The organism is Streptomyces sp. NPDC104367 (assembly GCF_055583825.1).
In genome coordinates this window covers 233,163-253,224 of record NZ_JBVJND010000004.1, presented here as the reverse complement: position 1 = coordinate 253,224, position 20,062 = coordinate 233,163, and the positions used below count along the sequence as shown (strand labels likewise).

At 73.0% G+C, this 20,062-nt stretch carries 18 protein-coding genes and 1 riboswitch; of the genes, 9 read left to right on the top strand and 9 right to left on the bottom strand.

Annotated features, from left to right (window positions below; translation table 11 throughout):
* The first annotated feature begins 23 nt into the window (after positions 1–23).
* Positions 24–680 carry an O-methyltransferase gene (locus ACZ619_RS08390; RefSeq protein ID WP_469595759.1) on the top strand — a complete coding sequence of 219 codons (657 nt, stop codon included), beginning with the start codon at positions 24–26 and terminating at the stop codon, positions 678–680.
* A gap of 66 nt (positions 681–746) precedes the next feature.
* Here the strand turns inward: ACZ619_RS08390 and ACZ619_RS08385 are convergent, their stop codons facing one another.
* From ACZ619_RS08385 to ACZ619_RS08375, 3 genes are all read right to left on the bottom strand, one after another.
* The gene (locus ACZ619_RS08385) at positions 747–1,502 is read right to left on the bottom strand and encodes a CbtA family protein (RefSeq protein WP_469595756.1); all 756 of its coding nucleotides are present in this window, start codon (positions 1,500–1,502) and stop codon (positions 747–749) included.
* 22 nt (positions 1,503–1,524) lie between these two features.
* Positions 1,525–1,746, bottom strand: a complete 222-nt coding sequence (locus ACZ619_RS08380) for a CbtB domain-containing protein (protein WP_469595754.1) — start codon at positions 1,744–1,746, stop codon at positions 1,525–1,527.
* Positions 1,747–1,782: 36 nt separating this feature from the next.
* Positions 1,783–1,921, bottom strand: a riboswitch (cobalamin riboswitch).
* A gap of 69 nt (positions 1,922–1,990) precedes the next feature.
* The gene (locus tag ACZ619_RS08375) at positions 1,991–3,037 is read right to left on the bottom strand and encodes an enoyl-CoA hydratase/isomerase family protein (RefSeq protein ID WP_469595751.1); all 1,047 of its coding nucleotides are present in this window, start codon (positions 3,035–3,037) and stop codon (positions 1,991–1,993) included.
* A gap of 260 nt (positions 3,038–3,297) precedes the next feature.
* Between ACZ619_RS08375 and ACZ619_RS08370 the strand changes: the two genes are divergently transcribed.
* The 3 genes from ACZ619_RS08370 (at position 3,298) to ACZ619_RS08360 (ending at position 6,637) form a co-directional block, all read left to right on the top strand.
* Positions 3,298–3,909, top strand: a complete 612-nt coding sequence (locus ACZ619_RS08370; RefSeq protein WP_469596048.1) for a LysE family translocator — start codon at positions 3,298–3,300, stop codon at positions 3,907–3,909.
* Between the two features lie 575 nt (positions 3,910–4,484).
* Positions 4,485–5,501, top strand: coding sequence for a LysR family transcriptional regulator (locus tag ACZ619_RS08365; RefSeq protein ID WP_469595749.1), 1,017 nt, complete (start codon positions 4,485–4,487; stop codon positions 5,499–5,501).
* A gap of 137 nt (positions 5,502–5,638) precedes the next feature.
* Positions 5,639–6,637: a LysR family transcriptional regulator gene (locus tag ACZ619_RS08360; RefSeq protein WP_469595746.1), complete on the top strand. Its 999-nt coding sequence runs from the start codon at positions 5,639–5,641 to the stop codon at positions 6,635–6,637.
* Positions 6,638–6,718: 81 nt separating this feature from the next.
* On the opposite strand, the gene ACZ619_RS08355 is transcribed toward ACZ619_RS08360, so the two are convergent.
* The 5 genes from ACZ619_RS08355 to ACZ619_RS08335 all read right to left on the bottom strand — a co-directional run bounded on the left by ACZ619_RS08355 (position 6,719) and on the right by ACZ619_RS08335 (position 14,064).
* The gene (locus ACZ619_RS08355; protein ID WP_469595744.1) at positions 6,719–8,554 is read right to left on the bottom strand and encodes a M1 family metallopeptidase; all 1,836 of its coding nucleotides are present in this window, start codon (positions 8,552–8,554) and stop codon (positions 6,719–6,721) included.
* A 132-nt stretch (positions 8,555–8,686) separates the two neighbouring features.
* On the bottom strand, positions 8,687–9,346 hold the full coding sequence (locus ACZ619_RS08350) for a hypothetical protein (RefSeq protein ID WP_469595741.1): 660 nt from the start codon (positions 9,344–9,346) through the stop codon (positions 8,687–8,689).
* Complete coding sequence (locus ACZ619_RS08345) at positions 9,343–11,055, bottom strand: PHP domain-containing protein (protein ID WP_469595739.1); 1,713 nt, start codon at positions 11,053–11,055, stop codon at positions 9,343–9,345. The genes ACZ619_RS08350 and ACZ619_RS08345 overlap by 4 nt, the downstream gene beginning before the upstream one ends.
* 342 nt (positions 11,056–11,397) lie before the next feature.
* Positions 11,398–13,590 (bottom strand): catalase/peroxidase HPI, encoded by a 2,193-nt coding sequence (katG, locus tag ACZ619_RS08340; protein ID WP_469595737.1) that lies wholly within the window; start codon positions 13,588–13,590, stop codon positions 11,398–11,400.
* A 36-nt stretch (positions 13,591–13,626) separates the two neighbouring features.
* A complete protein-coding gene (locus tag ACZ619_RS08335) occupies positions 13,627–14,064 on the bottom strand; it encodes a Fur family transcriptional regulator (protein WP_469595735.1) in 438 nt (145 codons plus the stop codon).
* 209 nt (positions 14,065–14,273) lie between these two features.
* Between ACZ619_RS08335 and ACZ619_RS08330 the strand changes: the two genes are divergently transcribed.
* From ACZ619_RS08330 to ACZ619_RS08310, 5 genes are all read left to right on the top strand, one after another.
* On the top strand, positions 14,274–14,636 hold the full coding sequence (locus ACZ619_RS08330) for a sortase-dependent protein (protein WP_469595733.1): 363 nt from the start codon (positions 14,274–14,276) through the stop codon (positions 14,634–14,636).
* A complete protein-coding gene (locus ACZ619_RS08325; protein ID WP_469595730.1) occupies positions 14,633–15,244 on the top strand; it encodes a class F sortase in 612 nt (203 codons plus the stop codon). Before ACZ619_RS08330 ends, ACZ619_RS08325 begins: the two co-directional genes overlap by 4 nt.
* A gap of 244 nt (positions 15,245–15,488) precedes the next feature.
* A complete protein-coding gene (locus ACZ619_RS08320; protein WP_469595728.1) occupies positions 15,489–15,980 on the top strand; it encodes an RNA polymerase sigma factor in 492 nt (163 codons plus the stop codon).
* Positions 15,964–16,446: a hypothetical protein gene (locus ACZ619_RS08315; RefSeq protein WP_469595726.1), complete on the top strand. Its 483-nt coding sequence runs from the start codon at positions 15,964–15,966 to the stop codon at positions 16,444–16,446. The genes ACZ619_RS08320 and ACZ619_RS08315 overlap by 17 nt, the downstream gene beginning before the upstream one ends.
* A 307-nt stretch (positions 16,447–16,753) precedes the next feature.
* Positions 16,754–17,878: an acyltransferase family protein gene (locus ACZ619_RS08310; protein ID WP_469595724.1), complete on the top strand. Its 1,125-nt coding sequence runs from the start codon at positions 16,754–16,756 to the stop codon at positions 17,876–17,878.
* 4 nt (positions 17,879–17,882) lie between these two features.
* Here the strand turns inward: ACZ619_RS08310 and ACZ619_RS08305 are convergent, their stop codons facing one another.
* Positions 17,883–20,015, bottom strand: a complete 2,133-nt coding sequence (locus ACZ619_RS08305) for a discoidin domain-containing protein (RefSeq protein WP_469595723.1) — start codon at positions 20,013–20,015, stop codon at positions 17,883–17,885.
* Positions 20,016–20,062 lie beyond the last annotated feature (47 nt).

The window sequence follows — 20,062 nt, the reverse complement described above, 5'->3', positions numbered from 1 at the left end:
GGACGGAATCGAGGGGTTCACACATGTCGACCCAGCACGCCGACGGACCACTGCGGGACCCACGGGTCCAGGCCGTACTCGACCGGCTCCGCGGCGAACGGCGCCGTCCCGCCGGGGGCGGCCCGCGGGGCGGACACCACGATCCGCACGCCTTCCCCGACATCGGCTTCTCGATCCATCCGGCCCAGGGCGACCTGATCTATCTGCTCTGCCGGGCGATCGGTGCCAGGCGGGTCGTCGAGTTCGCCACCTCGCTCGGGGTGTCGACGCTCTACTTCGCCGCCGCGGTCCGGGACAACGGCGGCGGCACGGTGATCGGCTCCGAGATCGTCCCGGAGAAGGCGGCCGCCGCCCTGGGCAACCTCGCCGAGGCCGGCCTCGCCGACCTGGTGGACCTGCGGGTCGGGGACGCCCGGGAGACACTGCGGGACCTGGGCGGGCCGGTCGACTTCGCGCTCATCGACGGCTGGCCGGGCGGCTCCGGTCCCACCCTGGCCCGCCAGGTGATCGAGATCGTCGCGCCCCAACTGCGGCCGGGCGCTCTGGTGATGAACGACAACGCCGAGCCCGACTACCTCGACTGGATCCGCGACCCGGCCTCCGGCTTCCGCTCCCTCTCGCTGCCCCTCAAGGGCTCGACGGAACTGTCGGTGAAGGCGGACCCGCCGGCCGGCGCGTAGAACACGCGCGGCCGGGGAGAAACCGCGAGGGCCCCCGGACGGTTGCGGAGGGCCCTCGCGGGTGGTTCAGCGGGCGGCTGTCGCCGTCCGCGCGGCGGAGGGCGCCCTCGCCGGCTTCGGGTCGAGGACGCGCTCGGCCAACTCGCCGAAGAGCAGCCCGAATCCGGTCCACAGCACCAGCTGGATGGCGAGCGCCGAGAGCCGGAACCGCCACAGCAGGGCGGCCGGGAAGTCCGCCGGCACCTCGTTGACCACCGGCAGGAACTGGTAGGCCAGCCCGATGACGACGGCGAACGCGAGGACCGCGGCCGCCGAGGCCCACCAGGTGCCCAGGCGCGGTCGGAGCCGCTTGCCGAGGATGGTGGCGGCGACCGCCAGCAGGACGCTGAGCAGCATCATCAGGAAGTACAGCGTGGTGCGTCTGCCGATGGTGTCCGGGTCGCCCACCGACGGCGGGTTGGCCGGGTACTTGAGGAACGGCACCACGTACACGGCGAGCAGCGCGCAGCCGGACAGCAGCAGCGCGGTCGCCCGCGGGGAGAAGCGTCCGACGCGGCCCAGGGCGAAGCAGTAGGCCAGCGCGGCGATGCCGCCGAAGGCGACCCCGTACACCAGCACACCGGTGGCCAGGCCCGCGGTGGACTGGAGCGAGCGGGAGACGGCCTCCGTCTCGTGCTCGTGGGAGTGGGTGGCCTCGAAGCCGATCGCCCTGTCGACGGACGGCTCGCCCAGCAGGTAGGCGACGACCAGGGCGAGCACGCCGGCGGCGAGACCGGCGAGCATGCCACGTACCAGGAGGTTTCTTACGGTTGCGGAGTTCATGGGGTGTGCGGCGTCCCTCGCGTCAGTGGCAGGGGAAACCGAGCAGATGGCGGGCGTCGTGCACCCACTCGTGGACGTCCGTGCCGCTGAACACGGAGGTGGCGCCCTGCTCGGCGCCGACGAAGTAGAGCAGGACGAGCATCAGGATGCCGAAGAAGACCGCCCACGGAGCTATCGCGGACAGCGGGAGCTTGGCGGGAACGGCGGGTGTGCCGGCGGTCGGCGGAGCGACGGTCTGCGCCATGGCAGGACCTCCTCTGGGAGTTCGCGTCCCATCTCGGTGGTGCACAGGACGACGGCCACGGGTCTGACTCGCAAACACCCAGGGGCTGTTGCATACAGTGGCGCGACCGTACCGGATTCCCACCGGCTTCCGTCTCGCCGTCGTCGATATCGGACCGACCGTACCGCGTGTCAGGGGCACGGCCAAGACCGCCCCACCAGGCGTGATCTTCGTCTCGGGCCTGGCGGGCGGCCGCCGGTACGGCTCACCGGGGCGCGGTGAGGCCCGGTCCGCCCTCCCCGGGCGGGGCGAAGAAGCGTTCCACGTCGGCGTCGGCGACCTCGGCGAGGGTGGCCGGCGACCACCGGGGCCGGCGGTCCTTGTCGACGACCTGCGCGCGGATGCCCTCGACCAGGTCGTGGGTGGACAGGGCGGCGCAGGAGACGCGGTACTCCTGGTCGAGTACCTCCTCCAGCGAGCCGAGGCGCCGGGCGCGGCGCAGGGCGGCGAGGGTGACCTTGAGGGCGGTCGGGGACCTGGTGAGCAGGGTCTCGGCGGTCTCCTTGGCGGCCGGGTCGCCATGGGTGAGCAGCCGCCGCAGGATCTCCTCGACGGTGTCGGCGGCGTAGCAGTCGTCGATCCACGCCCGCCGGCCGGCCAGGTCCCCCTCGGGAGCGGACCGTACGTGCCGGGCCAGCGCCTCGGGCACGGGCAGGCCGGCGAGGTCGGCGAGGAGCGCGGGGATCGCGGCGGACGGCACGAAGTGGTCGGCGAGTCCGCACAGCAGCGCGTCGGCGGCGCCGATCCGGGCGCCGGTCAGGGCGAGATGGGTGCCCAGTTCGCCGGGGGCGAGGGCGAGCAGCCGGGTGCCGCCGACGTCCGGGACGAACCCGATGCCGGTCTCCGGCATGGCGATCCGCGACCGCTCGGTGGTGATCCGGACCCGGCCGTGCGCGGAGACGCCGACGCCGCCGCCCATCACGATCCCGTCCATGAGCGCGACGTACGGCTTGGGGTAGCGGGCGATCCGGGCGTTGAGGCGGTACTCGTCGCGCCAGAAGGCGGCCGCGGCGCTGCCGTCGCCGTCGCGGGCGTCGTCGTGGACGGCGCGGATGTCGCCGCCCGCGCACAGGCCGCGCTCCCCCGCGCCGGTGATGACGACGGTCTCGACGGCCGGGTCGTGCTCCCACGCGGTGAGGGCCTCGGCGATGCGCAGCACCATGGGGTGCGACAGGGCGTTGATGGCCTGGGGCCGGTTCAGGGTGATGTGCCCGGCCCGGCCGGTGGTGTGCAGCAGGACGTCGTCGTTCATCGGGACGCCTCCGCCGGATCGCGGGCCTCGGTGACGCACATGATCTCGTCGGTTCCTTCCGGGATGGACACGTCGGTCACGGCCGATCTTCTCGCGGCGGACCCGCGCACGGCACGACGGCCCGGGCACAGGGTGTTCCCGCGCGGGGCCGTTCATCGGTTTTCCTGACGTGTATGGGTCGGAAACATGTGCTGGACCGACCGCGGTCGGGCGTCGGACCCTTGGTGCGTGAACCGATCCCCCCGCCCCGGGGCGGCCTCGTGCTGACCCGTCTCGCGGCCGCCGTGGCCGTCCTGGGTCTGCTGACCGTCGTACCCGGCCCGGACATGGCGGTGGTCACCCGCCGTGCCCTCGCGGCCGGCTCCCGGGACGCGCTGCGCACCGTGTCCGGGATCGCGAGCGGCCTGCTGGTCTGGGGCGCGCTCACCGCGGCCGGGCTCGCCGCGGTGCTGGCCGCCTCCCCCACGGCGTATCTGACGGTCCGGCTGCTGGGCGCCGGCTACCTGGTGTTCCTGGGTGCGCAGGCGCTGTGGCGGCACCGCGGCACCGCGCCCGCCGAGGCGCGGGCACCGGGGCCGACGGCCGGGAGCGCCTGGCGGACGGGCCTGGTCACCAACCTGCTCAACCCGAAGGTCGCCGTCTCCTACACCGGGCTGCTCCCGGCCCTCGCCCCGCCGCACCTGCCCGCGGTCCAGGGCATGGCCCTGCTCGTCCTGCTCCACGTCGCCCTGACGTTCGCCTGGCTCGGCGGCTGCGTCCTGCTGCTGTCCCGGGCCCGGCGGGTCCTGGAACGGCCCCGGGTGCGCCGGGCGCTGGAGCGGACCACGGGTGTCGTGCTGATCGGCTTCGGCCTCGCGGTCGCGGCCTCCTGACCCACCACGGCGGAGGCCGCCTTCGGATCAGTCGCCGCACGGGACGGTCAAGTGCGCTCCACCGGCGCCCTGGGGGCAGCACGGCACCCGCGGGAAAGCGGGGAACCTCCATGACCACCCCACCCCGAGCGGCCGGGCGGTGGTGCTGCCCGACGGTGACGCGGACACGCGAACGCATGGTCGGGCCGGGACGGCCGGTGTGCGGTGCGGACATGGGCAAGCGGCTCCTACTCGTTTCCGGACGGCTCGGTCTGCCGAGGGAGGCGAGGGGGCGTCCCGCCCCCGTCGCACCGGGCTGCTCGCCCCCTGACGCCAGGCAGCCGGAGCGGAGGGCGGAAATAGGCGTTGCCGATGCCTCGTATCACCTGGCATCGCCGTGTCCCATGCCTGCGCCGGTGGCGGCACGGCCGTGCGGGTGCGGGGACCCACCGTTCTTGACGTGCCCATTTCCGCAGGGCCGGGGGTCCGCCGCCGGATCCCGACGAGTTCCCGTCCAGGCCTTTTCCGGTGGCGAGCGGGGTGGTTACGCTCCGGACCACTGCTGCCGCGAGGATGCGGCCGGAAGGGGACGTCCGATGGGCCTGGGAGCGATCGATCTCAACCTGCTGGTGGCGCTGGAGGCGCTGCTGGAGGAGAAGAACGTCACGCACGCCGGTGGCCGCCTGGCCATCAGCCAGTCCGCGATGAGCGGCTCGCTCGCCCGGCTGCGCAGGCACTTCAACGACGAGCTGCTGGTCCGGGTGGGCCGGGACTACGAGCTGACCTCCCTCGCCGAACAGCTGCTCCCGGTGGTGCAGGCGTCGCTGCACCAGGCCGAGGAGGCGCTCTCCCTCACCCGGCGCTTCGACCCGACGGACAGCACCCAGCAGTTCTCCGTGGTGATGTCGGACTACGTCATGACGGTGCTCGTGGAGCCGCTGCTGCGGACCCTCGCCCAGGAGGCGCCCGGGATCCGCCTGGACGTGTACCCGATCGTCGAGGGCCGGCCGGAGTCGGAGTCGCACCTGCGCGCCCGCGACCTGATGATCGTGCCGCTCGGCTTCCACCTGCCCGGGGTCAGCGAGGCCGTGATGCGGGACCGGTACGTGTGCATCGCCGACCCCGACAACCCCCGGCTGGCCAAGGGCCGGCTCACCCTGCGCGACCTGGCCGAGATGCCGCACGCCGCGTCCGCCTTCGGGAAGCAGCTCACGCACGCCGACCGCCAGCTGGAGACGCTCGGCATCACACCGCGGGTCCAGGTGAGCGCGCCGGGCTTCACGACGCTGCCGTTCCTGGTCGCCGGCACGGACCTGGTGGCCCTGGTGCCCGAGCTGCTGGCCCGTCACTACGCGGGCTTCGCGCGCTGTGCCGCCGTACCGACGCCGTTCCCCGAGGTACCGCTGGTCGAGGCGATGTACTGGCACCACAACCGGCACGCCGACCCGGCGCACCGCTGGCTGCGGGAGACCGTACGGCGGGTCGCCGCCGGGCTGGGCAGCGCCTACCTGCCGTTCGGCCAGGAGCCCGGCGGGCAGAGTGGCGGGGAGCCCGGCGGGGAGCCCGACGTCATCATCGGCAGCCATGAAATCGAATGCATGCCATATCGTTGACTGATACCCGGGTCCCTTTCCAATCCGTGTCCGGGGTACCAGGATCGTGATCGCCGACCGAGCCCGGCCGGCGCCCGCGCCAGCACCGTCCCGGCGGCACGCCACGGGCCGGACGACCATGCGAAGCGAGACCCGACGTGCCCTACGAGACGATGCGCAACCTGGATCTCAACCTGCTGGTCACGCTGGACGTGCTGCTGCGGGAGCGCAACGTCACGCGCAGCGCGGAGAAGCTGGGCATCACCCAGCCCGCGGCGAGCGGCGCGCTGGCCCGGCTGCGTCAGCACTTCGGCGACGAACTGCTGCACCGGACGGGCAAGCAGTACGAGCTGACGCCGCTCGCGGCCCAGCTGATCACCCACACCGGACCTGCCCTGTCGGCCGTCGGCCGGGTGTTCGAGGTGTCCACCCTGTACGACCCGGGCACGTCCACCCGCGAGTTCCGGCTGATCGCCTCCGACTACTCGGCGGCGGTCCTCGGCGAGGTGCTCGCCCGGCGTCTGACGACACGGGCGCCGAGGATCGCGGTGCGGCTGGAGGTGGCCGTGGACGCGGTGGTCGACAACTCGGGCGACCTCCTCAAGGCCGTCGACGGCCTGCTGCTGCCCTGCGAGGCGGTGGGCGGCGCGGAGAGCACCGACCTCTTCGGCGACGAGTGGGTCTGCGTCGTCGCCCGCGACAACACCGCGGTGGGCGAGCGGCTGACCCGGGCGCACCTGCGGGCGCTGCCCTGGGTGCTGGCCCACGACCGCGCCACCGCCCGGACCCCGGCGATGGAGTACCTCTCGGACCGCGGCGTCCGGCCGACGGTCGTGACCGTCGTGGACGGCTTCATGCCGCTGCCGTTCCTGGTCGCGGGCACCGACCGCATCGCCCTGGTCCAGCGCCGCCTCGCCGAGAAGCTCGCCCCCGCGGCGGACGTGCGCGTGCTGCGCCTGCCCGGCCGGTCCGCGCGCTTCACCCAGACCCTCCAGTGGCACCCCCTGTTCGCCTACGACTCCGCTCACCGCTGGCTGCGCTCCGAACTCACCGCGGCGGCACGCGAACTCGACGAACCGGAGCCCTCGCCCGGCGGCGCCACGCCGGAGCCGTCGGAGCGGTCGGAGCCGACCGAGCCGGCGCAGAGCCCCGGGTGAGGCGCCCCGCTGCGCGCGGGGGCCGTACGGCGGGGGCACGGTGCGTCGCCCTCCGCCGTACGGCCCCCGGCGCGGGGCGGGTCAGCCCTCGATGCGGTGGGTGGTCCAGAACGAGGTCAGGTCCGTGCCGGTGGCCGCCTGGGCCGCCGCCTTGAACTCGGCGGTGGTCGAGACGCCGTACCAGTGGGCGGTGGCGTAGTTCTTGAGGAGGTCGGCCATCGCGGTGTCGCCGATCGTGCGGCGCAGGTCGTGCAGGGCGCACTTGCCGTAGCTGTAGACGACGGTGGAGTAGCGGGAGGAGTGGGCGTCCCAGTACGCCATCGAGTTGGTGATCTTCTCGTCGGACGAGGCCCAGGAGACGCTGCTCCAGCAGCTGGTGCCGGTCTTGCCGAGAGCCAGGTCGGTGGCGTAGTCGGTGAACGCCTCGTCCAGCCAGGGGCTGTTGTACTCGTCGTCGCCGACGATGCCGTACCACCACTGGTGGCCGATCTCGTGGGTGAGGGCGGTGGTGCTGACCAGGTCCAGGACGAAGCCCGGGTACTCCATGCCGCCGAACCAGAAGTTGTTGTCGATGACCGCGTCCAGCTCGCCGTACGGGTAGGCCCCGAAGCGTCCGGCGTGGGCGTCGACGGCCGTCCTGGCGGTGGTGAGCATCGACTGGGCGCTGGAGCTGCTGATGCCCGAGACGGAGTAGATGTTGATCGGGACGCCGCCCGTGGAGGTGCCGGAGATCTTGGTGAACGGCCCGGCCGCCCAGGCGAAGTCACGGACCTGGGAGGCGGTCGCGGTGGTGACGGTACGGCCGCTGGAGCCGACGGTGTCGACGGAGGTGCCCGTCGCCGGGACCAGCAGGGTGCTGGGGTGGTCCAGGGTCACCTGGAAGTCGGCGGCCAGCGAGTAGAAGGACTCGCCGTTGTTGGTGTACGGGTCCAGGTGCCAGCCGGAGCCGTCGCGGACCGCGAGGACCGGCAGCGCGTTGCCGATCATGCTGAACGAGCCGTCGTAGCCGAAGCGGTCGGCGCCACTGGGGACGGTGATGCCGAGGTCGAAGCCGACCGTGGTGCTCTGCCCCTGGGCCAGCGGGGTCGGCAGGGCGATCTCCAGGGCCGTGCAGGCCACGGAGAGGGCGCCCGCGGTGCCGCCGGTGACGTTGCTGACGGTGATCGGCGGGGCCGAGCAGGTGCCGTGGTAGTTGTCCCACAGCCTCAGGTAGATCTCGCCGAGCGCGGTGGCGGAGGCGTTGGTGAAGGTCACGCTCTCGTGGCCGGTCCAGCTGGTGCCGGCGGTGTTGCTGGTCAGGCTGACGGTGTACGACGGCGCGGCCGGGGTGCGGGTGGTGTCGCCCGGGGTGGTGGCGGCCGAGGTGTCCAGCGCGATGTCGTCGAGGACGAAGCTGGTCTGGAGGCTGGAGTCCTCGGTGCCGGTGAAGGCGACGGTCACGGTCTGGCCGGCGAACGCCGAGACGTCGAAGGACTTCTGGACGTAGCCGGTGTTCTTGTCGAGGTTGGAGTACGTCGCCAGCGTGGTGCTGCCGACCTTCGCGGTGAGCTTGTCGTAGGCCGTGGAGCCGGTCGTCTCGGCCGTGTCGACGTGCATCCAGAAGGTCAGGGTGGCGGCGCATCCCGAGGGGACGGTCACGCTCTGCGAGAGCGTGTCGGTGTGGGTGGCGCCGGTGCCGTCCAGCCAGGCGAAGCTGCCGCCGCCGTGGGCGGACTGGCCGGTGCGGCTGGTGATCACGCTGGTCGAGGACTGCGTCCAGGGTGAAGTGCCGCTCTCGAAACCGCCGTTGGTGATCAGCTGGGACGAGGTGCACGCCGCCTCGGCGGCCGTGGCGGTGCCGCCGGGGAGCAGGGCCGCGGCGAGTGCCACGACGGCGAGCACGCAGCCGGCGACGGTTCTGTGGGGGGTGGTTCTCACACGAAACTCCTTTACGGCGACCGGGATACCGGTCTGCTCTGAGGCCGCCCGCCCGGCAGGGGTGCGCCGGGGAGCGGCCACGGGTCACGCGTTACGACACAGAAGACTGACAGATTTGACCAGAGCATGTCACTAGGGAGGCTGCGAGTCGGCACCCCGCGGCGGGCAGGCGCCTCGCCGGGCAGTGGCGTCAGGCGTGGTCCGCGCAGCAGGGGGGGTGGGGTCGGGGACCTCGAAGGGGGCCAGCAGTCCGCCCGCCGCCGGGACCAGGGTGAGGGTGAGGACGCCGTCACGCCACTCCGGACGTACGTGGTCCTGGGTCATCACCCGTGCGGTGGGCGGGAGTTCGGCGCCCGGTGCGCCCATCACGACCAGCCGCCCGATGGCGGTGCGGTCGGTGATGTCCGCCACGGTGACCGTGCCGGTCAGACACGCCACGCCCGGGTAGAGGACGGCGCGGCCGGAGGTGCGCGGCGCGGCGGCCGCCAGCCGTGCGGTGTCCACCGCCGCGGCCGGGCCGTGGGCGCGGTCGCCCAGCGCCAGGCCGGTGCCCTCCGGCACCGCCGCCGGCAGCGCCCGCCACACCGCGTCCGCGTCCGGGACGGCCAGCGAGACCGTCGTACCGCGGCGTTCGTCGGTGCGGAACAGGTGGGTGCAGGCGAACACGTCGTCCGTGAGCGCCAGTCGTGCCAGCAGCCGGTGGATCAGGTGGTCGGCCTCGCGCGGGGTCGCCGTACCGGCGTCCACCCCGATGACGGGGCGGACGCCGGAGGTGCGGTGCGGGAAGGTCATGCGGGCAGGACCCACATCGGGTTGGAGTAGAACCAGAGGTCCTTCCACGGGTCCGCGTCGCCGAGGACGTCGACGGCCGGGCCCGCCGGGTCCACGGCGGCGCCGTTGATGCCGACCGCCGAGCGGTTGCCGTCGGTGCCGCGCAGCCGGACGTAGACCGGCCTGTCGAGGCGGCCGAGGGAGTACGTCAGCCGGACCGACCCGGTCGACCTGCCGACCTCGAAGGATTTGACGACCTTGGTGGACGGCGTGGCGAAGGTGTCCTTGTCGGAGACCGCGCCGGTGACATCGCCCTGGATGACGTCGACGCGGGCCAGACTCGGCACGAACTGCGCCCAGTTGGGGCCGTTGGCGAGGCTGATCTCGACCACCAGGTCGACCTGGCTGCCCTTCTTGACGTGCAGCACGTCGCCGAGGGTGACCGCGCGGGAGCCGGAGCGCAGCCGGGCGTCGAGGCCGCTGATCAGGCCGCCGTGGTCCACCCAGACGCGGCCGGCGCGGATGCCGTCCATGACCGCCTGGTAGGAGAAGGAGGCGGAGCCGACATGGGTGCGGGAGTACTGGCCGGGCCAGAAGTCGGTGTCGGTGAGGCTGACGGCACCGCCGTAGACCGGGTCCTCGTAACGGCCGTTGGCGTTGAAGTCGCTGTTCGGGCCGCGCACGGCGGTGTCCGCGTACACGTTGTGGGAGTCGGAGTTGGCGGTGATCCACCAGGGCTTGCCCTCGGCGAGCAGGCTGTCCCACAGGCCGCCGACGGTGGCGGTCATCCAGTCGAAGCCGCCCCAGGTGCGGTAGCTCTCCAGGGGGTAGGCGGCGAAGGAGTCGGCGCTCGGGCTGTTGTCGTAGATGCCGCGGGCCGAGCCGGGGCCGTTCGGCTTGGGCAGACCGCCGGCCTGGTGGCCGGGGGCGCCCTCCATGCCGACGGCGATCGACGGCTGGGCGTCGCGCCAGGCGCGGATCTCGTGCGGGGAGTCGATGCCCTTGCGCGCGGGGTGGTTGGCGAGGAACAGGGCGTCCTTGACCTTGCGCCGCTGGACCTGCTCGGCGAGGAAGTTGAGACCCGCGACGGCCAGCGCCTCGTTGGTGGCGTTGCCCGCGGTGGCGCCCTTGACCGCGCCGTCGAAGGAGGTCTCGAACTCCTTGAGGACGGCGACCTCGTTCTTGCCGGGGTGGACGAAGACGGTGCCGTGCTCGGCGGCCGGGATGTTCCACTCCAGCCCCTGGAAGACCAGCGTGTCGTCGATCTGGGCACGGGCCGCGACGATGTCCGGGTTGACCTTCTCGACGCCGATCCTGGCGTGGGTCTCGCTGCCGTGGTCGGTGATGACCATCCAGTCCAGGCCGTGCGCGTTGGCCTGCCGGACGTGGTCGATGACCCGGTACTTGGCGTCGGAGCTGTGCTGGGTGTGGATGTGGTGGTCGCCGGCCAGCCACAGGTAGCCGCCGGACCGGCCGCCGCCGTGGGCGAGGGCGGAGGCGGGGGAGGCCGCGGCGGCCTGGCCCGCGCCGCCGAGGACGCTGCCGGCGGCGAGGCCCGCGCCGAGCAGGCCGGTGCGGCGCAGCATCGAGCGGCGGGAGAGCTGGCCGGGCGTCAGCTCCTCGTCGGGGACCGAGAGATCGAGGGCGGGCGGCAGCGACGGGGCGTCGGCTCCGTCCGCGTGGTGGTGATGGTGGCGGTGACCGTGGTCGTGGCTGTGACCGTGGCTCATGCTGCAGACTCCCGCTGGCGGCCGGACGGGGGGTGACTCGGGACGTGCAGAGTCTGCGAAGGCCGCGTGAACGGCGGGCGGCGTGGTCGTGGTGGGGTGAAGAACCGCTGATGTGCAGCAACCCACGGGGACGGCCCGTGAAGCCGCGGCCGCCGGGCGCGGCCCGACCGCACGAGGACGCACGAGGACCCGCGAGGACGCAGAAGGACCCGCGAGAACCCGCGAGAACCCGTGAGGACGCGCGACGGCGGGCGCGGCCGTATGACGACGACGCCCGGGCCGGCCGGTGGGCCGGCCCGGGCGTCGTGCGCCGGGCTCGTCGGGTCGGACGAGTCCGCTGACTCAGACCAGGTCGAAGCGGTCCGCGTCGGCGACCTTCGTCCAGGCGGCGACGAAGTCCTTCACGAACTTCTCCTTGGCGTCGTCGCTCGCGTAGACCTCGGCCACCGCGCGCAGCTCCGAGTTGGAGCCGAAGACCAGGTCGGCACGGGTGCCGGTCCACTTGACCGCGCCGGTGGCGAGGTCACGGCCCTCGAAGGTGGTCTGGTCCTCGGAGGTCGACTTCCACTCGGTGCCGTAGTCGAGCAGGTTGACGAAGAAGTCGTTGGTCAGCACGCCCGGGGTCTCGGTGAGGACGCCGTGCTTCGAGCCGCCCTGGTTGGCGCCGAGCACGCGCAGGCCGCCGACGAGGACGGTCAGCTCGGGCGCGCTCAGGCCGAGCAGGTTGGCGCGGTCCAGGAGCAGGTACTCGGCCGGCAGGCGGTTGCCCTTGCCGAGGTAGTTGCGGAAGCCGTCCGAGGTGGGCTCAAGGGCCGCGAAGGACTCGGCGTCCGTGTGCTCCTCGGTGGCGTCGACACGGCCCGGGGTGAAGGGCACCTCGATGTCGACACCGGCGTCCTTGGCGGCCTTCTCCACCGCGGCGGCACCGCCGAGGACGATCAGGTCGGCCAGGGAGACCTTCTTGGCGCCGGAGTTGAACTCCGACCGGACGCCCTCCAGGACACGCAGGACCTGGGCGAGCTGGTCGGGGTCGTTGGCCTCCCAGCCGCGCTGCGGCTCCAGGCGGATGCGGGCGCCGTTGGCACCGCCGCGCTTGTCGCTGCCGCGGAACGTCGAGGCCGACGCCCAGGCGGTGGAGACGAGCTGCTGGACCGTCAGGCCCGAGTCGAGGAGCTTGGCCTTCAGGGCCGCCACGTCGGCGGCGTCGACGGCCTCGCCCTCGGCCTGCGGCAGCGGGTCCTGCCACAGCAGGGTCTCCTCGGGCACCTCCGGGCCGAGGTACAGGGACTTCGGGCCCAGGTCACGGTGGGTCAGCTTGTACCAGGCGCGGGCGAAGGCGTCCGCGAACACCTCCGGGTTCTCGTGGAACCGGCGGGAGATGGGCTCGTAGATCGGGTCGAAGCGCAGCGACAGGTCGGTGGTGAGCATCGTGGGCAGACGCTTCTTCGACGGGTCGTGGGCGTCGGGGATGATCGCCTCGGCGTCCTTGGCGACCCACTGCTTGGCGCCGGCCGGGGACTCGGTCAGCTCCCACTCGTAGCCGAAGAGGATGCTGAAGAAGTCGTTGCTCCACTGGGTGGGCTTGGTGGTCCAGATGACCTCCAGACCGCTGGTGATCGCGTCGCCGGCCTTGCCGCTGCCGTACGTGCTCTTCCAGCCCAGGCCCTGCTGCTCGATCGGCGCGCCCTCGGGCTCGGCGCCGACGTTCTCCGCGGGACCGGCACCGTGGGTCTTGCCGAAGGTGTGGCCACCGGCGATGAGGGCGACGGTCTCCTCGTCGTTCATCGCCATCCGGCGGAACGTCTCGCGGATGTCGCGGGCCGCGGCGATCGGGTCCGGGTTGCCGTTGGGGCCCTCCGGGTTGACGTAGATGAGGCCCATCTGGACCGCGCCGAGCGGGTTCTCCAGGTCACGGTCGCCGGTGTAGCGCCGGTCGTCGAGCCAGACCTTCTCGGGGCCCCAGTAGACGTCGTCCTCCGGCTCCCAGACGTCCTCGCGGCCGCCGGCGAAGCCGAAGGTCTCGAAGCCCATCTGCTCCAGCGCCACGTTGCCCGTGAGGATCATGAGGTCGGCCCAGGACAGGGCCTGGCCGTACTTCTTCTTCACCGGCCACAGCAGACGGCGGGCCTTGTCCAGGTTGCCGTTGTCCGGCCAGCTGTTGAGCGGGGCGAAGCGCTGCTGGCCGGCGCCGGCGCCGCCGCGGCCGTCGCTGATGCGGTAGGTGCCCGCGCTGTGCCAGGCCATCCGGATCATCAGCGGGCCGTAGTTGCCGAAGTCGGCCGGCCACCAGTCCTGCGAGGTGGTGAGCACCTCGGCGATGTCCTGTTTCACGGCCGCGAGGTCGAGGGCCTGGAACGCCGCGGCATAGTCGAAGCCCTCGTCGAGGGGGTTCGAGACGGCGGGGTTCTTGGCAAGGATCTTCAGGTTGAGCCCCTCGGGCCACCACTGGCGGTTGCCACCGCCCTGGGTGGGGTGCGGTGCGCGGTCATGCGCGACCGGGCACTTGCCCGCGGCGTTCTCCTGGGTCTCAGACATGGGGGAGGTCCTTCCGGAAGGGGCGGATCAACGTACTCAGGAACTACTGACGGTGGAGCAGGCGGGGCAGAGCCCCCAGTAGATGACCTCGGCCTCGTCGATCACGAAGCCGTGGTCGTCCGACGCGGTCAGGCAGGGAACCTCGCCGACCGCACAGTCGACGTCGGCGACGGCACCGCACGACCTGCACAGGACGTGGTGGTGGTTGTCGCCGACACGCCCCTCGAACCGGGCCGGGCTGCCGGCCGGTTCGATACGGCGTATGAGTCCGGCCGTGGTGAGCGCGTGCAGCGCGTCGTACACGGCTTGAAGCGATATGTGGCCTACGCGCTCACGGACACCCGAGGCGATGGACTCGACGTCGAGGTGGTCACCGTGGCGGACGGTCTCCAGCAGCGCGACGCGGGCGGCCGTCACCCGCAGGCCGGCACCGCGCAGCTCTTCGGCGGTCGTCGGGGGCTGGGATGCGGTCATGCCGTCAACCTATCCTCAAAAACACGAGTGATTCAAGAAAACAAGTAGTTCAAGTTTGGTGGCGAAGCGGACAACCCGCACCCCGGGCGGCACCGCGCCCGCCGACTTTGCCATCTCTTTACAACCTGGCCCGGCGCCCGGTCGTCTCTCCCCACGATCCGCAACCAGCCCGCCCCGACCACGGCGGGCCGACGAAAGAGAGCGTCTCGATGCGCCGTACTGTCCTGAGCGCCACGGCCCTGGCCTGCACCGCCGTGCTGGCGGGCGCCGTGCCCGCGTTCGCCGACGGCACCACCCCTAGCCCGGTGGCCACCGTCGCGCCGTCCGAGGAGCCGTCCGCCGCCGCGTCCGCCGCGCCCACCCGGGCCTCGACCCCCGCGCCGACGCGCGGCTCGGGCCAGGTCGCACGGGTGCCGCGGGGCGCGGCCGACACCGGCGTGACGGACCCGTCCGCCGCCTCCGCCGACTCCGGTTCCGAGAGCGCGCTGATCGGCGCCGGCGCGGCCGCCGGCGTGCTCGTCGCGGGCGCCGCGGTGTTCGCGGTCCGGCGCCGCCGGGCGACCGGGGCATGACCTCGCCGCTCTCCAGGCGTGCCCTCGTCACCGGCGCGACGGCCGCGCTGCTGGCGGGCTGCGCCGGTCCGGCCCCGCACCGGGCGGCCACCGCCACCCGGACCCGGCGGCGGCCCGCGCCGTCCGCCACGCCCACCGCGCCCGCCGCGCTCGGCCGGTCCACGCCGGTACGGCTGCGCGTCCCGGCGATCGGGGTCGACACCCCGCTGCTGCGGCTGGGCCTCGCGGCCGACGGCACGGTGCAGGTGCCGCCGGTCACCGCCCACGACCGGGCGGGCTGGTACCGCCGCTCCCCCACGCCGGGGCAGGCCGGGCCGTCGGTGATCCTCGGCCATGTCACGGTCGGCACCTACGGGGACGGCGTGTTCCGCCGGCTCGCCGAGGTGCGCCGGGGCGACGAGGTCGTGGCGCGTCTGGAGAACGGCAGGTCGGCGGTGTTCACGGTCGGCGAGGTGCGCACCGTCGCCAAGGCGCGGTTCCCGACGGAGGACGTGTACGGGGACGTGGACCGTCCGGAGGTGCGGCTGATCACCTGCGGCGGTCCGCGCGGCGGGGACGGCTACCTCGACAACGTGATCGTCTTCGGGACGCTGACCGGCACCCGCTGAACCACCCGCCCGACCGGCGCCCGCCGCCCGGCACGCGCGAACCGGCACACACGGACCCGTGGGCCCGGCGCCCGGTCCACGCCGGGCCACGGGCCCACGGGTCCGGCGGAACGCACCCCGCCGGACCCGCATCCTCCTCACCGGACCCGCGTCCGCCCCGAAGCACGCGGTGCCACCCCGAAACACGCGGTTCCCCCGTACCACCCCGTGCCACCCCGGTACTCCCCCACGACCCTGGAGAACGTTGAAACGGTCCCGAGACAAGGCGGCCTCCGAGCTCTTCGCCGCCCTGTACCCGCGCCTGGCCGGCTGGTGCCGCCGTCTGGTCGACGACGACGAGACGGCGCACGAGATCGCCTCGGAGGCGTTCACCCGGCTGTGGGCCCGGTGGACGAGGGTGGAGGAGCCGCGCGGCTTCCTCTACGTCACCGCGGCCAATCTCGTCCGGGACCACTGGCGCAGGCTGGAACGCGAGCGCCGGACGGTGCGCCGCGTGGGCACCGAGGCGGCGACCCGCCCGCACCCCGAGCAGACGGACCCCTCGGTAAGGCTGCTGGTCCAGTCCCTGCCGGAACGGCTGCGGGTGCCGATCCTGCTGCACTACTACGCTGACATGCCGATCCGGGAGGTGTCCGAGCTGACCGGGCGGAAGGAAGGAACCGTCAAGGCCGATCTGCACGCGGCCCGGGAACTGCTCCGTGTCCATCTGAGGAGAAGCCTTGACCACACGCTTTGACGACGAGCCGGAGTTCGACGGCCCCGACGACCCGCTCGCCGTCATCCTGCGGCCGCCCGCCGCGCACCTCGGCGCGCCGCCCGGCCGCTACCGGGAGATCCGCCGCGCCGCGGGGCGCCGCCGCCTAGTCCGTACGGCGGCCGGGGCCGGCGCGACCTGTGCCGTCGCCGTCCTCGTCGCCCTGTCGCTGCACCTGACGGCGCCCGACGCACCCGCCTCCCCGGTGGTCCCGCTCGCCCCGCCGGCCGGCACCCCCACGGCCCCGCGGCTTCCCTCGACCACCCCGGCCCCCCTCACCCCCACCCCCAGCCCGAGCGCCAGCGCCAGCGCCGACGCCGACGTCACGCCCACCCGGCGCGCCACCACGCGGACGCCGACCCGCGGGCCGTCCACGAACCCGTCGGCGGCCCTGTCCACGCCCTCCGAGGACCGGCGGACCGCCGTCGCCTCGGCGTCCCGCTCCTGACGGCGTCAACACGACGCCGGACACATCATCCTTTCGTGCCACCGGGTTTCGACACGCCGCGCACGGCCCAAAGGCGCTGGCCAAGGCGTCACTCCGGGAACCGGAGCGCGTGGCGCGCGGCGCGCGCCACGGACGTCGTCGGCCGGACGGGTAGGGTCGCACCCGCCCGCCCGGCCGCCGCGGCCCGTACGGCCGAGGTCAGCCCTCGGCGTTGGTGTGATGTTTCGTACGAGGCCGTAATGAAAGGCGGGGAACGGGCAACGCTCCCTTTCATGCTCCACGCGCCAACCCTCCGGCAGGTGACTCGATGACGACGGCGACCAAGGCCCATCCGACCGCGACCGCCGCCGCACCGCCCGCCAGAACCCAGCCGTCCGCCCCCGCCCCCTCGCTGCCGTCCCTCACCGGGCTCAGATGGATGGCCGCCGTGCTGGTCTTCGGACTGCACGTGCACAACTTCCGCTACTTCGGCGGCACCGGCGGCCGGCTGATGGACTGGGGGTTCGAGGCCGGCGCCTGCGGAGTGTCGTTCTTCTTCATCCTCTCCGGGTTCGTGCTGATGTGGTCCGCGCGGCCGGGCGACCGGGCACCGCGCTTCTGGTGGCGGCGGATCGCCCGGATCTACCCGGTGCACCTGGTCACCATGGCCCTCGCGCTGGTCATGGCGTTCACCCTGCCGCGCCAGCCGAGGCCGACCCTCCTCCAGGGCCTGGCCGACGTCCTCCTGGTGCACTCCTGGTGGCGGCCGTGGTGGCAGACGCTGGACCCGGTGAGCTGGTCGCTGGCCTGCGAGGCGTTCTTCTACGCCGCGTTCCCGCTGCTCGCCCTGGTGCTGCGGCGTCTCGGCGCGCGGGGCAGCACCCTGCTCGCCGTCCTGTCCGTGCTGGCGGTGCTGGCGCTGGCCTGGGCGGACGCCCACCACCTGCCGGACCAGCCGATCAGCTCCTTCCCGGCGGCCCGGCTGCCCGAGTTCGTGCTCGGCGCCGCCACCGCGCGGCTGGTGCTGCTGGGCCGGTGGCGCGGCCCCGGTCTGGAGGCCTCGCTCGCGCTCGCGGTCATCGGCTACTTCCTGGTCCCCGAGGTCGACACCGACGGCTACGCGGCCACCGCCTGCACGATCGCCGGCTTCGCCCTGCTCATCCCGGCGGCGGCCGTCGCGGACCTGCGGGGCCTGCCCTCGCTGTGGCGGCGCCGGTGGCTGGTGCGGCTCGGCGAGCTGTCGTTCGCGTTCTACATGGTCCATCTGCTGGTGCTGCGGGCGGGCACCCGTCTGCTGGGTGCCCGCCCGCGCTTCGACCTGGCGACCGGCGCGGTGGCCGCCGCCGCCGCCTTCACCGTCTCGCTGGGCCTGGCCTGGCTGCTGTACGAGGGCGTGGAACGCCCGGCGCGACGGCTGCTGCTGCGCCGTTCGGCACGGCGCGTAGCCGCCTAGCCGGCTACGGGAACCGGGTCACCTTGGAGGGGACCGTGCTGGTGCCCGAGGTCGGTGCTCCCGTGGTGTTGACGACGTGGGCGTACTGGCCGTTGCCGCCGAGCGAGATCACCAGCAGGTCGTGCAGGGCGATGCCCGGCCCGGTCGGCACCTGGAAGCCGTTGGACTGCACGATCGTCGGATCGGCCGTGTAGTTGCAGTAGCTGCCCAGGCCCCACGCCTCGTGGGTGGTCACGGTGTCGGCGACCTTGTAGGCCGCGTACCCGACGACGCCGTCGTGGGTGACGGCGGCGGCGTTCGGGGCGTCGTACGCCTTCTCGTTCTGGAAGAAGAGCGTGCGGCCGCGTTCGCCGCTCCAGTACACGTCGTACTTGTTGAAGTGCTCGACGAACAGGCCGGTGGCGAGGACGTCGTCGCCGTTCACGCGCAGGCCGTAGTCGGCCCGGTTGGTGTCCCAGCCGACCCCGGTACCGTGGTCGGCGCGCCAGAGCCAGGTGTGGTCGATGATGACGTCGTCGCTGTTGACCACGACCGAGTTGGTGGCGAGGCCGGGTCCGGCGCCGCCGATGCGGACGAACACGTCCTGCATGGTGGTGGGGTCGGCGGAGTGGTCGGCGCCGGAGCCGGGCTCGCCGATCCGCAGCAGGGTGTCCGAGTTGACGGGGCCGGCGTCGATGAGGAAACCGGCGAGCCGGACGCCGTCGACGTCGGCGACGTGCATGGCGTCGACGCCGTCGTCCGGGACCAGGGTGGCGAGGCCGAGACCGAGGACGACGGTGTCGGCGCGGGTGACGTCGATGGTCCGGTCGAGGTGGTAGACGCCGGGGGTGAAGAGGAGGTCGAGGCCCTGGGCGAGGGCCTGGTTGATGGTGGCGGCGGTGGCACCGGGCTTGACGACGTAGAACTGGTCGAGCGGCAGGGAGGTGCCCGCGTCGGCGGGCCAGGAGACGCCCCGGGCGTCGGTGCGCTTGGCCGGGACGAAGACCTTGCAGGTGCTGCCGTCCAGGTAGAGGAAGGGCTTCTCGCGCGAGACGGGGGTGGTGTCCAGCGTGGTGTAGGAGCCGGTGTCGAAGTCGGTGGCGGGTGCGCCCTGGACTCCGGAGAAGGTCATGTTCCACACGCCGTTGGTCCAGCCGCCCACCGAGCTGTCCCGGGTGTACCACTGCTGCTGCGAGTACGGGCCGACCGTGCCGTCGATCCTGGAGTCGGCGATGTAGCCGCCGGAGGCCCAGCCGTAGCCGTTCGGCGCGAGGTTGAGGCCGCCCTTGACGTGGATACGGCGGAAGGGGGCCGCCTGAGCCACGGCCCACCGGTCGGTGCCGTTCGACGGCGTGATGGCGAGGTTCTCCGCCGAACGCCAGAAGTTCTGCGTGGCGTTGCCGTTGAACCAGCCGGCGTCGACCGTGACGTCGCCGTTGATCTGTGTGTCGTCGGGGTCGAGGCCGAGGCCGGAGATCGAGGTGTAGAACCCGAGCTGGGCGTTGATGCCGTTGTAGGTGCCGGGCTTGAGCAGGAACTGGTAGCGCCCGCTGCCGAACTGCGCCGACTCCTGCTGGGCGAAGACGTCGTCGAACTTCTGCTGGAGGTCCGGCGTGGACGGGTCGACGACGATCACGTTGGGGCCGAGGTCGCCGCCGCCCTGGACCGGGGTCGTGCCGGCGGTGCTGCCGTACACCTGGAACTCCCAGAGGGAGTAGCCCCATTGGGTGGCCCGGTGCACGCCCTGCATCCGTACGTAGCGGCCCTGTCCCGACACGTCGAGGGTGTCGGTGCCGCCGTCCCCGCCGGTCACGGACCCGAGGTCGGTCCAGTCGTCTCCGTCGGCGGAGATCTGGACCTTGTAGTCCGTGCCGTAGGCGGTCTCCCAGTCGAGCACCACCCGGGTGACCGTGGCGGTGGCTCCGAGGTCGACCTGGAGCCACTGGTCGTCGGAGAACGACGACGACCAGCGGGTCCCGGTGCTGCCGTCCACCGCGTTGCCGGCCGCGGTGCCCGCGTTCTCCTCGGAGGAGGCGGTGGCCGTCCTCCCCTGCGACAGCGGGGCGTCGGCGGCGTGCGCGGCCGGGGCGTGGGCGGTGGGCAGGGCGAGCAGCGCTGCCACGGCGGCCAGCGTGACGCCCAGGGATCTCAGTCTCATCAGCGGCTCCCGAGGTTGGCCGGGGCGCACCCGACCAGCGCGCCCCA